Below are 11,771 nucleotides of genomic sequence, written 5' to 3'. Positions count from 1 at the left end.
TTCGTCGAGGGGGATTTGACGATGCATCGGACAGTACCCACTCCGTAGCTTCCTGACCGACGCCGACCGGCCGGTCGTGGGGAGTCGAGGAAGAGTTGAAGAATTCTTCATATTCATAGATGCTGTAGCCCATACCGGCATCGGAGGCGGCTGTGGCAGACGTGTTCGACCAGGAGCTGCGCGAGCAGCTCGCCCAGGCACGCCTAGCGCTGGCGGCAGCCCGTGAGGCCGGGGACGAGGACGGCGTGGACGCGTACCGCGGCCGCATCACCGGGCTGCTCCGGATCGCCGCCCACCACGGCATCGAGCTGCCGCACACCCCCGAGGAAGAGGACGAGGACTGAGCATGCCGGTCCCGCTGTACCAGGCCAAGGCGGAGTTCTTCCGCACTCTCGGCCACCCGGCCCGTATACGAGTGCTCGAACTGCTCCAGGACGGCCCGCGCCCCGTCCGCGAGTTGCTCGCCGAGATCGACATCGAGGCCTCCAGCCTCTCCCAGCAGCTCGCCGTCCTGCGCCGCACCCAGCTGGTCACCGCCACCCGCGAGGGCAACACCGTGGTCTACGCCCTGAGCACCCCGGACGTCGCCGAACTGCTCCGTGCCGCCCGCCGGATCCTCACCGACATGATCGCCGACCAGGGGGAGCTGCTGGCCGAGCTGCGCGGCGGCGAAGTCCGCGGAACACGCCGGTGAGTGCGGCGTACGGTGCCCTCGGCCGCCGTAGCGCCGACCGCGTCCTCGCCGTCCTGCCGAACCGCCGGACGCTGGCCACGATGGCCCGTTCCCCGCGCCGGGACCTGCTGGCGGGCCTGACCGTCGCGATCGTCGCTCTCCCGCTCGCCCTCGGCTTCGGCGTCGCCTCGGGCGCCGGGGCCCAGGCCGGGCTGGCCACCGCGGTGGTGGCCGGGGCACTCGCCGCGGTCTTCGGCGGCTCGAACCTCCAGGTCAGCGGGCCGACCGGGGCCATGACCGTGGTCCTCGTCCCGATCGTCCACGAGTACGGCGCGTCCGGTGTCCTGACGGTGGGTCTGCTGGCCGGAGTGCTGCTGATCCTGCTGGCACTGGCCGGTGCCGGCCGGTACATGGCGTACGTGCCCGCGCCCGTGGTGGAAGGCTTCACGGTCGGCATCGCCGGGGTGATCGGGCTTCAGCAGGTGCCCGCCGCGCTGGGCGTCGCGCCGCGCGGCGGGGAGAACGTCGTGGTGAGCGCCGCGCACGCGGTCGCCGACTTCTCGTCCGGTCCGCACCTCGCCTCGCTCGCCGTGGCGGCGGGGGTGGCGCTGGTCATGCTGGTGGGCGGCCGGCTCCGTCCGGGAGTCCCGTTCTCGCTGCTCGCCGTGGTCGCCGCGACGGTGGTCACCGGTGTCGCCGAGTTGGACGTGGCCACCATCGGACACCTGCCGGCCGGGCTGCCGATGCCCTCGTTCGGCTTCTTCGATGCGGGCGCCGTGCCGGCCCTGGCCACCTCGGCCCTGGCGGTCGCGGCCCTGGCAGCCCTGGAGTCGCTGATGTCGGCGACCGCGGCCGACGCCATGACGGTCTCCGAACGACACGACGGTGACCGCGAGCTCTTCGGCCAGGGCGTGGCCAACCTGGTCGCCCCGCTGTTCGGCGGCGTCGCCGCCACCGGCGCGATAGCCCGGACGGCGGTCAACGTCCGCTCCGGCGCCGCCTCCCGCCTGGCCGCGCTGATCCATGCGGTCGTCCTGGCGGCCGTGGTCTTCGCGGCCGCCCCGCTGGTGTCGGGCATCCCGCTGGCCGCGCTGGCGGGCGTGCTGATCGCCACGGCCGTCCGGATGGTGGAGGTCGGGTCGCTGCGGGCGCTGGCCAGAGCCGGTCGCGGGGAGGCGGCCGTGCTGCTGCTCACCGCCGCTGCCACGCTGGCCTTCGATCTGGTCACCGCGGTGATCGCCGGGCTGGTGGTGGCCGGCGTGCTGGCGCTGCGCCAGGTCGCCCGGACGGCCGGTCTCACCAAGGTGGCCCTCCACGAAGGGCTGCCGCCCGCCGACCACCACCGCGAGGAGCAGGAACTGCTCGCGGAGCACATGGTGGCGTACCGGATCGACGGCCCGATGTTCTTCGCCGCCGCCCACAGCTTCCTGCTCGAACTCGCCGAGGCCAGCAACGTCAAGGTGGTCATCCTGCGGCTCTCCCGGGTCACGGCGATCGACGCGACCGGGGCGCTGGTGCTGGGCGACGTGATCGGCAAGCTGCGCCGGCGGCATGTGACGGTCCTGGTCTCCGGGGTGCGCGAGGAGCATCTGCGCACCCTCGACGCCCTCGACGTGCTGGGCGAGCTGAGAGCCGACGGCCAGGTCTTCGGGACCACGCCCGAGGCGATCGCCCACGCCCGGGCCCAGCTGCACCGCACAGGTATCCTGCCCGTCGGGACCGCCGAAGCCACCGAGAACCAAGGAGCCCCGCGATGAGCGACGCCAAGGCGGACGAGAAGAGCAAGCGAAAGTCGATGATGATCCGCGCCGTCATCTACATCGCGGCGACCCACGTGTGGGCGGGCTTCATGATCCTGCTCTTCACCCTCGGCAAGCGCTGAGCCGGCCCACAGCCGAGCGCCGCCGGCCCGAGCAGTACGGCTTCGCGGTGGAAAGGCGCGGCTGACCTGCGACCGGAGGATCAGCCTCGAAGCGGCGCCCGGCGTATGCCCGGGCGCCGTCCGCGCTCCCGGCTCCCCGCCAGCGGCGAGGCCGAGCCGGGCCCGCGCCTGCGCTGGGCGGCGATCTGACGGGAGATCATGATCTCCAGCAGGCACCAGGTCGTCCCGAACACTCCGAGGCCGCTGGCCAGCAGGGCCGGAGTCAGCAGCCCGCTGTGCGCGTACGAGGCCAGCGTCGCCACCGTCAGACTCACCAGCGTGCACGAGAGGAACAGCCACGCCCGTACGGCGGCGGCCCGGACCTCGTCGGGTAAACGGCGGCGTGCGGCGGACATCGGCGACCCCCAGGCGCAGACGGCGTACGGCGGCGCACGGCGCACCCCCGGGCAACAGCCTGCCCCGGGCGGCCCGGATCATGCCCGCAAAGCGTCGAATCCCTCGCAAACCGGGCAGGCGGCTCAGCCGAGGGTCGCGTCCAGCTCGTCGAGCGCCCCCACCACGATCGTGCGCATCGCCCGCTCGGCCTGCTCGGCGTCGCCCGCGCAGATCGCGTCCGCCACCTCCCGGTGCAGCTTCACCGCGTACGGCTTGGGCTGATGCGGCATCAGGTGATGCTCCGTCCGCCCGGTCAGCACCGCCCCGACCGTGTCGCCGAGGTGGGCGAACATCTCGTTCCCCGATGCCCGCAGGACGGTCGCGTGGAAGGCGATGTCGTGCTTCAGGAAGGTCTCCAGATCGGCGGCGCGGGCGGTGACGGTGAGTTCGACGGCCAGTGCGCCGAGCTCCCGCCGCTGGTCGTCGGTCGCCTGACGGGCCGCCAGTGCCGCCGCGGCCGGCTCGATCGCGACCCGCAGCGAGCCGAGCGAGCGCAACTGCGCCGAGCGGTCCGTACCGGCCAGCCGCCAGCGGATCACCAGCGGGTCGAAGACGTCCCAGTCCGACTTGGGCTGAACCGTGATGCCCACCCGCCGCTTCGACGTGACCAGCCGCATCGACTCCAGGATCCGCACCGCCTCGCGGACCACCGTCCGGGACACCCCGTACTTCGCCTCGAGCTCCTCGCTGCGCAGGACCGTGCCCGCCGGGATCTCGCCGGATGCGATGGCCGGTCCGAGGTCTGCGAGAAGTCGGCCGGGCAGGCCCTGGATGTCCATCCGTCCAGATTAGAGGCCGAGGCTGGGACCATCCCTCGTGCGACATGGAAAGTATGACGATTATGTTTCTAAGGCTTAAATAAGTCATACCTTTAGGCCAAGGTTGCACCGGATCAGGCAGAACAGGAGCACCACCCATGGCTCTCAGCGTCGAGGAGCACCGGCCGACCATCGTGGTGATGGGCGTCTCCGGAGTCGGTAAGACCACCGTCGCCCGACTGCTCGCCGCACGCCTCGGCCTCCCGTACGCCGAGGCGGACGACTTCCACCCGCCGGCCAACATCGCCAAGATGTCGGCCGGCACCCCGCTCGACGACCGGGACCGCTCCCCGTGGCTGCACGCTCTCGGCGGGTGGCTGGGCGGACGGGCGCAGGCCGGGACGGGGGGAGTGGTCACCTGCTCGGCGCTCAAGCGGCAGTACCGCGACATCCTGCGGACCCACTGCCCGGGCGCGTTCTTCCTGCATCTGAGCGGCGGACACGGCCTGGTCGAGGACCGGCTCGCCCACCGGGCCGGCCACTTCATGCCCGCCTCGCTGCTCGACTCCCAGTACGCCACGCTCGAACCGCTCCAGCCGGACGAGCACGGCGTGGTGCTGGACGTCGCCCACACCCCCGAACAGCTCGTCGAGCTGGCCGCGGCACTGCTGCGGCCCGTCAATGGAGACCTCGCGTGACGACCCCCGCCACCCTGCTCGCGGCCGCCCCACCGGCCCTGCCGCACACCGACAGCGACGCCCAGCTGCTGGTCGCGGTCCTGCTCAGCATCGGTGTGATCGTGCTGCTGATCACCAAGCTGAAGCTGCACCCCTTCCTCGCCCTGACGCTGGGCTCCGGCGTGCTCGCCGCGGTGGCGGGCGCCCCGTTCGACAAGCTCACCAGCAGCTTCGTCACCGGTTTCGGAGCCACCGTCAGCGGCGTCGGCCTGCTGATCGGGCTGGGCGCGATGCTGGGCAAGCTGCTCGCCGACTCCGGCGGGGCCAACATCATCGCGGACACCGTGCTGAGCCGCTCCAGCAGGCGCATGCTGCCCTGGTCGATGGCGCTGATCGCGGCGGTCCTCGGCCTGCCGCTGTTCTTCGAGGTCGGTGTCGTCCTGCTGATCCCGATCGTGCTGCTGGTCGCCCGCCGGGGGAACCTGCCGCTGATGCGGATCGGCATCCCGGCCCTGGCCGGCCTCTCGGTCCTGCACGGCCTGGTCCCGCCGCACCCCGGGCCGCTGGTCGCGGTGGACGCACTGAAGGCGGACCTCGGTGTCACCCTCGCCCTCGGCCTGCTGATCGCCGTCCCCACCCTGATCGTCGCGGGCCCGCTGTTCGCCCGCGTCGCCGAGCGCTGGGTCGGCCCGCTCGAGCTCCCGGCCGAGACCACGCCCGTCGAGACCGGGCAGCACCAGCGCACCCCGAGATTAGCCGCGGTCCTCGCGACGATCCTGCTGCCCGTCGTCCTGATGCTCGGCAAGGCACTGGCCGACGTGGTGATCGACGACCCCAAGGCAGGGCCGCAGCGCGTCCTCGACTTCGTCGGCTCGCCGCTGATCGCCCTGCTGGCCGCCGTCCTGCTGGGCATGCTGACCCTCGGCCGGGCCGCAGGCTTCAGCAAGGCGCGGATCTCCACCACGGTCGAGAAGTCGCTGGGACCGATCGCGGGCATCGTCTTCATCGTCGGCGCGGGTGGCGGCTTCAAGCAGACCCTGATCGACGTCGGGGTCGGCAACGCGGTCAGCACCTGGTCCGCCAAGTGGCACATCTCCGCGCTGCTGCTCGGCTGGCTGATCGCCGTCCTGATCCGGCTCGCCACCGGCTCGGCCACCGTCGCCACCATCACCGCGGCCGGCATCGTCGCCCCGCTCGCGGTCGGCATGTCCAGCACGCACGCGGCGCTGCTGGTCCTCGCGATCGGCGCCGGTTCACTGTTCTTCTCGCACGTGAACGACGCCGGGTTCTGGCTGGTCAAGGAGTACTTCGGGATGAGCGTCGGCCAGACCCTGAAGTCATGGTCGGTGATGGAGACGGTCATCTCCGTCGTCGCCATCGCGCTGATCATGCCGCTGAGCCTGGTCGTCTAGCCCGACCGCTGCGCCGCCCCCGCCCTGCTGAGGTTTACACCCCGGGGGCGGCGTGCCTAGCGTTGAAAGACGAAGAGCGTGGGGAGAGCAGCTATGACGTACACGATCTCCGGCAACTACGTCGCGGCCTGTTCGTGCGCCGTGATCTGCGGATGTGCGGTCGACGCGCAGCCCAGGGACGCGCAGGGCGGTACCGAGTGCCGTGGTGCAGCTGTCTTTCACATCAACGAGGGCAATCTCGACGACCTGGACCTGTCCGGTGTCGACTTCGCCTTCTACAACCTCTTCCCGTCGCACCTGACTGCGGGCGACTGGAAGGTCGGGCTGGTCGTCGACAGCGGCGCCAGCGACGAGCAGGCCGGTGCGCTCGAACGGCTCGTCTCGGGCCGGGAGGGCGGGCCGTTCGGCGAACTCGCGCAGTTCTTCGGTGAGTACCTCGGAATGGAGCGGGCCGGTGTGTCCCTCACCGACGGGGAGACGCCGGGATTCCGCGTCGAGGGGCGCAGCGAGGTCTCGTTCGAGGCGTTGAAGGGAATGGACGGGACTCCGACGACGATCAAGAACGCGATGTTCGGCTTCGCCCCCGAGTACCAGGTCGGCAAGTCCACGGGCAGCTCGGACGCCTTCGGTCTGAGCTTCAACGGGGACTACGGCGAGCGGGCCGACTTCGTCTTCAGCAGCGAGGAGGAAGGGGCCGTCCACGGACGCGTATGAGCGCTCGCGGTGCTACTGCCGAGGAGGCCGCGGATTCCGCAGGCCTCCTCTTCCACGTCCGCGACTCACATCTGTGTCATCTGCAGCCCCGGCAGCAGCCAGTCCTGGAACGGTGCGAGCACGGCGAGCACCAGGAATCCGATTCCCACCACCCGGGCGAGCACGGGCCCGTACCGCCACAGCTTCTCCAGGAAGATCGCCACGGCCAGCCCCGCCATTGCCGCGATGTTCATGACGCCCAGCGGGATCAGCACCACCATCAGCCCCGAGCAGCAGCCGAGGCAGTAGCCGCCGTGGTGCAGCCCCACCCGCAGGTCCCGGGCCCATGGCCGCCAACTCGAGTAGTGCATCAGCTGGGCCATCGGACTGCGGCAGTGCCGCAGGCAGACGTACTTGAGCGGGCCCAACTGGTACAGCCCGGCGAGCCCGAAAGCCACGACGCCGATCCAGCGGCCCGCGTCGGGGTGCCGGTCGACCAGGCCGCCGGTGAGCGCGAGGCCGCCGTAGGCGAGCAGCCCGAAGGCCGCCCAGACGAGCAGGTAGCCCGCGAGGAACTCGGCCGTCCGCGCCGCGCCCGCCACTCCGGGCGACCGGCGGACGATGGCCTTCGCCCAGGTCACGGCCACCGGCGCGACGGACGGCAGCATCATCGCGGCCATCATGGCGACCCAGAGCAGCAGGAAGGCCGGCAGCGCCATGCCCATCGTGCCGGGCTCGATGCCCATGTCCCGGGCCTGTCCGATGGTGAGGACCCAGGCGAGCGCCGCGATCAGCAGGATCAGGGCCCAGGCGATCGCGAGATCCCGGACCGGGAGGAGAGTCCCCGACCGGATCGGGCTCTGCAGCGGTGTGCGTGTCGCGGCCGTGTTCCGCGTGTACAGCATGGCCCACCTCCTGGGCCCCTCTCCAGGACAGCACGGAACCCTCCGCCGGGGAAACCCGGCGAGAACGCGGGAAGGGCGGGCACCCGGTCGGGTACCCGCCCTTCGCTCCGCGTGCCTTGCTCAGCCCTGCTTGCGCTCCGCGAGGAAGGCCTCGACCTGCTGCCGGATCTCCGGCGTGTCCAGGCCGCGGACCGTCATCGTGGTGCGGCGGCGCAGGACGTCGTCCGGCGTGTAGGCCCACTCGTTGTCGGCGGCGTACGCGACCTGGGCCCAGACGTCCGGGCCGTCCGGGTGGATCGGGTCGCCCAGCTCGGGGTGCTCGGCGATCAGGTGCGCGATCTCGAAGGAGAGCGTGCCGTAGTGGCTGGCCAGGTGCTTGGCGACCAGCGGCTCCATCCGCGAGCCGGGCTCACGGTCGATCAGCAGGCGGTGCGCGACGGCGTTCGGCGCACCGACACCCGGCAGCGGGACGGTCGCGGGGATCGCCGACATGTCCTCGGCCAGTCCGGTACCGGGCACGTGCGCCAGCTTGTCGAGCACGGTGCGGCCGATGTGACGGTACGTCGTCCACTTGCCGCCCGCGACCGACAGCATGCCGCCGCGGCCCTCGGTGACCACGGTCTCGCGCTTGGCGGCGGCGGTGTCACCCGGGCCGCCGGGCAGCACGCGCAGGCCCGCGAAGGCGTACGTGATCAGGTCGCGGTCGAGGTGCTCGTCCTTGATGGCGTGCCCGGCCTCGTCCAGGATCTGGTCGATGTCGGCCTCGGTGGCGCGCACGTCCTGCGGGTCGCCGGTGTACTCCTCGTCCGTCGTACCGAGCAGGACGTGGTCCTCCCACGGGATGGCGAAGGAGACGCGGTACTTGTCGATCGGGATGGTGAGGGCCGCGCGCCACGGCGTACGGCGCTTGACCACCACGTGCGCGCCCTTGGAGAGGCGGATGCTGGGCGCGGCGCCCGCGTCCTCCATCTTGCGCAGGTGGTCGACCCACGGGCCGGTGGCGTTGAGCACCAGGCGGGCGTTGACGCCGAACTCGGTGCCGTCCAGGCGGTCCTTCAGCTCGGCACCGGTCACCCGGGTGCCGGTGAAGCGCAGCCCCGTCACCTCGGCGTGGTTGAGCACCACGGCGCCGGCGTCGACGGCCGCACGTACCGTCATCACGGCGACGCGCGAGTCGTTCATCTGGTGGTCGCCGTAGACCGCGACCGAGCGCAGGCCCTCGGTGCGCAGCGCCGGCACCTGCTGGGCGGCGTGGGCGGCGGTGGAGACCCGGCCCATCCCGTCGCGGAAGGCGGACAGCGCCGAGTAGAGGAAGACGCCGGCGCCGAGCTTGGTCGCGCCGTGCGGGCCGCCCTTGTAGACCGGGACGAAGAAGGTCAGCGGGTTGACCAGGTGCGGGGCCACGTCGGTGGCCAGCGCGCGGCGCTCCTTGTGGTTCTCCGCGACCAGCTTGACCGCGCCGGTCTGCAGGTAGCGCAGACCGCCGTGGACCAGCTTGGAGGAGGCGCTGGAGGTGGCGCCGGCGAAGTCGCCCGCGTCGACCATGGCGACCTTGAGGCCCGACTGGGCTGCGGTCCAGGCGGTGGCGGTGCCGAGGATGCCGCCGCCGATCACCAGCAGGTCATAGGTGGCCTTGCCCAGCAGTTCGCGGGTCTCGGCACGGGAGGCGGCGTGGCCGGTGGTGCGGCCGGCGCCCAGAGTCGGGATGGTTGCCATGGTGTGTTCACGGCGGCCGGTGCGGGCGGCGCGCCGTTTCTCCTCTCGATGTGCGGTACGGCCTCGCGAGAGGCCGGGCCCGGCCTCGGTCAAGGCCGGCAACGACGATCGCCGGTCGGGGCCCGGTCAGGCCCCGACCGGCAGCACGGTCAGCTCTCCTCGTCCTCCTCCACCCAACCCATGGTGCGCTCCACGGCCTTGAGCCACTTCTTGTACTCGCGCTCCCGGGTGGCCTCGTCCATGCGGGGGGTCCATTCGGCGGCACGGTGCCAGTTGGCCCGCAGGGTGTCGAGGTCCGGCCAGAAGCCGACCGCGAGGCCGGCCGCGTAGGCGGCGCCGAGCGCGGTGGTCTCGGCCACGTACGGGCGCTCGACCGGGGCGTTCAGGACGTCGGCGATGTTCTGCATCAGCAGGTTGTTGGAGGTCATGCCGCCGTCGACCTTGAGGGCCGTCAGCTCGACGCCGGAGTCCTTCTCCATGGCGTCCACGACCTCGCGGGTCTGCCAGGCGGTGGCCTCCAGGACGGCCCGGGCCAGGTGGCCCTTGGTCACGTACCGGGTCAGACCGGCGATCACACCGCGGGCGTCGGAGCGCCAGTACGGGGCGAACAGGCCGGAGAAGGCCGGGACGAAGTAGGCGCCGCCGTTGTCCTCCACCGTGGAGGCCAGGGTCTCGATCTCGGCGGCGGTCGAGATGATGCCGAGCTGGTCGCGCAGCCACTGCACCAGCGAGCCGGTGACGGCGATCGAGCCTTCCAGGGCGTACACGGGGGCCTGGTCGCCGATCCGGTAGCCGACGGTGGTCAGCAGGCCGTGGTACGAGTTGACGACCTTCTCACCGGTGTTCAGCAGCAGGAAGGTGCCGGTGCCGTAGGTGGACTTCGCCTCGCCCTCGTCGAAGCAGGTCTGGCCGAAGAGGGCCGCCTGCTGGTCGCCGAGCGCGGAGGCGACCGGGACGCCCTCCAGGTCGCCCACGGCGTGGCCGTAGACCTCGGCGGAGGAGCGGATCTCCGGGAGGACGGCCAGCGGCACGTCCATCGACTCGGCGATCTTCTCGTCCCAGGCCAGGGTGTGCAGGTTCATCAGCATGGTGCGGCTGGCGTTGGTGACGTCCGTGACGTGCTTTCCGCCGTTGACGCCACCGGTGAGGTTCCAGATGACCCAGGTGTCCATGGTGCCGAAGAGGATGTCGCCGGCCTCGGCACGCTCGCGCAGGCCCTCGACGTTGTCCAGCAGCCAGCGGATCTTCGGGCCGGCGAAGTAGCTGGCCAGCGGGAGGCCGGTCTCGCGGCGGTAGCGGTCCTGGCCCACGTTGCGGCCCAGCTCGCGGCAGAGCGCCTCGGTGCGGGTGTCCTGCCAGACCAGGGCGTTGTGGACCGGCTTGCCGGTGTTCTTGTCCCACAGCACGGTGGTCTCGCGCTGGTTGGTGATACCGATGGCGCGGATGTCGTCCTTGGTCAGGCCGGCCTTCTCGAGAGCGCCGCGGACCACGGACTGCACACGGGTCCAGATCTCGGCGGCATCGTGCTCGACCCAGCCCGGCTGGGGGAAGATCTGGCTGTGCTCCTGCTGGTCGACGGCCACGATCCGGCCGTCGGCACCGAAGATGATGCAGCGGCTGGACGTGGTGCCCTGGTCGATCGCGGCGATGTAGTTGGCAGTCATGAAGTCCTCGGCTCGGGATGAGGGTTCGGGGAAGGGCGGGCCTGACGATGGGTCAGTCCCCTTGCACAGGCCTGAGGCAAACACGGGCTCAGAAGACCAGGTTGTACAGGCCGCCGGCCAGCAGGCCGCCGATGAGCGGTCCGGCCACCGGGATCCACGCGTAGGACCAGTCGGAGCCGCCCTTGTTGGGAATCGGCAGCAGCGAGTGCACGATGCGCGGGCCGAGGTCACGGGCCGGGTTGATGGCGTAGCCGGTCGGGCCGCCGAGTGAGAGACCGATGCCGACCACGGTGAGGGCGACGATCAGAATGCCGGTGCCGGAGAGGCCGAGGCCCTTGTTGAGGCCTTGGGTGAGGATGCCCAGGCAGAGCACCATGGTGCCGATGATCTCGGTGAGCAGGTTCTGGATCGGGTTCCGGATCTCGGGACCGGTCGAGAAGATGCCCAGGGTCGGATCCTCGTTCGCCTGGAACTGGCCGAGGTAGGTGACCCAGACCAGCGTGGCGCCGATGATCGCGCCGAACAGCTGGGAGCCGATGTAGAGCGGCACCTTGCTCCAGTCGCCGCTCTCCACGGCGAGGGCGATGGTGACCGCGGGGTTCAGGTGGGCGCCGGACTTGGGTGCGGACATGTACGCGGCAATAAGGACCGCGAAGCCCCAGCCGAAGGTGATCGCCAGCCAGCCGGCGTTGAAGGCCTTCGACTTCTTCAGGGTGACGGCGGCGCAGACGCCACCGCCGAGGAGTATCAGAGCGGCGGTGCCGAGAGTTTCGCCGACGAAGATGTCGCCGTTGGAGAACGCGGACACAAAGACTCCTTTGTCCGTATGGCCCGGAGCAGGGTGGGGGAGGGGTGCATCGCGGTGGGGGAGTCCGCGACGGGCGGGCGTATCCCGTCCCTGGGTCACGCCCTGGCGGTGGCTGTTCGGTGATCTCCGGACGCCGTTCGACAATGTC

Annotated in this window: 13 protein-coding genes; 7 read left to right on the top strand and 6 right to left on the bottom strand. The window is 71.1% G+C overall.

The window, feature by feature from the left end; all coding sequences use genetic code 11:
* Positions 1 to 152 precede the first annotated feature (152 nt).
* From FB465_RS04830 to FB465_RS36675, 4 genes are all read left to right on the top strand, one after another.
* A complete protein-coding gene (locus FB465_RS04830) occupies positions 153 to 344 on the top strand; it encodes a hypothetical protein (RefSeq protein ID WP_145787895.1) in 192 nt (63 codons plus the stop codon).
* A 2-nt stretch (positions 345 to 346) separates the two neighbouring features.
* Positions 347 to 694, top strand: coding sequence for an ArsR/SmtB family transcription factor (locus FB465_RS04825; RefSeq protein WP_145787893.1), 348 nt, complete (start codon positions 347 to 349; stop codon positions 692 to 694).
* An 80-nt stretch (positions 695 to 774) separates the two neighbouring features.
* Positions 775 to 2,430 carry a SulP family inorganic anion transporter gene (locus tag FB465_RS04820; RefSeq protein ID WP_145797135.1) on the top strand — a complete coding sequence of 552 codons (1,656 nt, stop codon included), beginning with the start codon at positions 775 to 777 and terminating at the stop codon, positions 2,428 to 2,430.
* Positions 2,427 to 2,555 carry a DUF6126 family protein gene (locus tag FB465_RS36675; protein ID WP_246192511.1) on the top strand — a complete coding sequence of 43 codons (129 nt, stop codon included), beginning with the start codon at positions 2,427 to 2,429 and terminating at the stop codon, positions 2,553 to 2,555. The genes FB465_RS04820 and FB465_RS36675 overlap by 4 nt, the downstream gene beginning before the upstream one ends.
* A gap of 80 nt (positions 2,556 to 2,635) precedes the next feature.
* On the opposite strand, the gene FB465_RS04815 is transcribed toward FB465_RS36675, so the two are convergent.
* Entirely contained in the window at positions 2,636 to 2,950 is a 315-nt protein-coding gene (locus FB465_RS04815; protein WP_145787892.1) for a hypothetical protein, read from the bottom strand.
* 123 nt (positions 2,951 to 3,073) lie between these two features.
* Positions 3,074 to 3,769 (bottom strand): FadR/GntR family transcriptional regulator, encoded by a 696-nt coding sequence (locus FB465_RS04810; protein WP_145787890.1) that lies wholly within the window; start codon positions 3,767 to 3,769, stop codon positions 3,074 to 3,076.
* 137 nt (positions 3,770 to 3,906) lie between these two features.
* On the opposite strand from FB465_RS04810, the gene FB465_RS04805 reads away from it, so the two are divergent.
* The 3 genes from FB465_RS04805 to FB465_RS04795 all read left to right on the top strand — a co-directional run bounded on the left by FB465_RS04805 (position 3,907) and on the right by FB465_RS04795 (position 6,551).
* On the top strand, positions 3,907 to 4,446 hold the full coding sequence (locus FB465_RS04805) for a gluconokinase (protein WP_145787888.1): 540 nt from the start codon (positions 3,907 to 3,909) through the stop codon (positions 4,444 to 4,446).
* The gene (locus FB465_RS04800; protein WP_211785721.1) at positions 4,443 to 5,837 is read left to right on the top strand and encodes a GntP family permease; all 1,395 of its coding nucleotides are present in this window, start codon (positions 4,443 to 4,445) and stop codon (positions 5,835 to 5,837) included. Before FB465_RS04805 ends, FB465_RS04800 begins: the two co-directional genes overlap by 4 nt.
* 93 nt (positions 5,838 to 5,930) lie before the next feature.
* The gene (locus tag FB465_RS04795) at positions 5,931 to 6,551 is read left to right on the top strand and encodes a DUF1326 domain-containing protein (RefSeq protein WP_145787886.1); all 621 of its coding nucleotides are present in this window, start codon (positions 5,931 to 5,933) and stop codon (positions 6,549 to 6,551) included.
* A 65-nt stretch (positions 6,552 to 6,616) separates the two neighbouring features.
* Here FB465_RS04795 and FB465_RS04790 read toward each other — a convergent pair whose 3' ends face one another.
* From FB465_RS04790 to FB465_RS04775, 4 genes are all read right to left on the bottom strand, one after another.
* Positions 6,617 to 7,435, bottom strand: a complete 819-nt coding sequence (locus FB465_RS04790) for a DUF2182 domain-containing protein (protein ID WP_145787884.1) — start codon at positions 7,433 to 7,435, stop codon at positions 6,617 to 6,619.
* A gap of 120 nt (positions 7,436 to 7,555) precedes the next feature.
* A complete protein-coding gene (locus FB465_RS04785) occupies positions 7,556 to 9,151 on the bottom strand; it encodes a glycerol-3-phosphate dehydrogenase/oxidase (RefSeq protein WP_145787882.1) in 1,596 nt (531 codons plus the stop codon).
* Positions 9,152 to 9,300: 149 nt separating this feature from the next.
* Positions 9,301 to 10,815, bottom strand: a complete 1,515-nt coding sequence (gene glpK / locus FB465_RS04780; protein ID WP_145787881.1) for a glycerol kinase GlpK — start codon at positions 10,813 to 10,815, stop codon at positions 9,301 to 9,303.
* Between the two features lie 88 nt (positions 10,816 to 10,903).
* Positions 10,904 to 11,623, bottom strand: a complete 720-nt coding sequence (locus FB465_RS04775) for an MIP/aquaporin family protein (RefSeq protein ID WP_145787879.1) — start codon at positions 11,621 to 11,623, stop codon at positions 10,904 to 10,906.
* Positions 11,624 to 11,771 lie beyond the last annotated feature (148 nt).

The sequence above is a fragment of the Kitasatospora atroaurantiaca genome (assembly GCF_007828955.1).
GTDB lineage: Bacteria > Actinomycetota > Actinomycetes > Streptomycetales > Streptomycetaceae > Kitasatospora > Kitasatospora atroaurantiaca.
Note: the sequence above shows the minus strand (reverse complement) of the source record. Positions and strands in the feature narration are given on the sequence as shown.

Bases quoted from the DNA above. Each gene is read 5' to 3' on its own strand.
- FB465_RS04810 (WP_145787890.1), bottom strand. From the start codon at position 3,769: ATGGACATCCAGGGCCTGCCCGGCCGACTTCTCGCAGACCTCGGACCG.
- FB465_RS36675 (WP_246192511.1), top strand. From the start codon at position 2,427: ATGAGCGACGCCAAGGCGGACGAGAAGAGCAAGCGAAAGTCGATGATG.
- FB465_RS04785 (WP_145787882.1), bottom strand. From the start codon at position 9,151: ATGGCAACCATCCCGACTCTGGGCGCCGGCCGCACCACCGGCCACGCC.
- FB465_RS04805 (WP_145787888.1), top strand. From the start codon at position 3,907: ATGGCTCTCAGCGTCGAGGAGCACCGGCCGACCATCGTGGTGATGGGC.
- glpK (WP_145787881.1), bottom strand. From the start codon at position 10,815: ATGACTGCCAACTACATCGCCGCGATCGACCAGGGCACCACGTCCAGC.
- FB465_RS04820 (WP_145797135.1), top strand. From the start codon at position 775: ATGGCCCGTTCCCCGCGCCGGGACCTGCTGGCGGGCCTGACCGTCGCG.
- FB465_RS04825 (WP_145787893.1), top strand. From the start codon at position 347: ATGCCGGTCCCGCTGTACCAGGCCAAGGCGGAGTTCTTCCGCACTCTC.
- FB465_RS04815 (WP_145787892.1), bottom strand. From the start codon at position 2,950: ATGTCCGCCGCACGCCGCCGTTTACCCGACGAGGTCCGGGCCGCCGCC.
- FB465_RS04790 (WP_145787884.1), bottom strand. From the start codon at position 7,435: ATGCTGTACACGCGGAACACGGCCGCGACACGCACACCGCTGCAGAGC.
- FB465_RS04795 (WP_145787886.1), top strand. From the start codon at position 5,931: ATGACGTACACGATCTCCGGCAACTACGTCGCGGCCTGTTCGTGCGCC.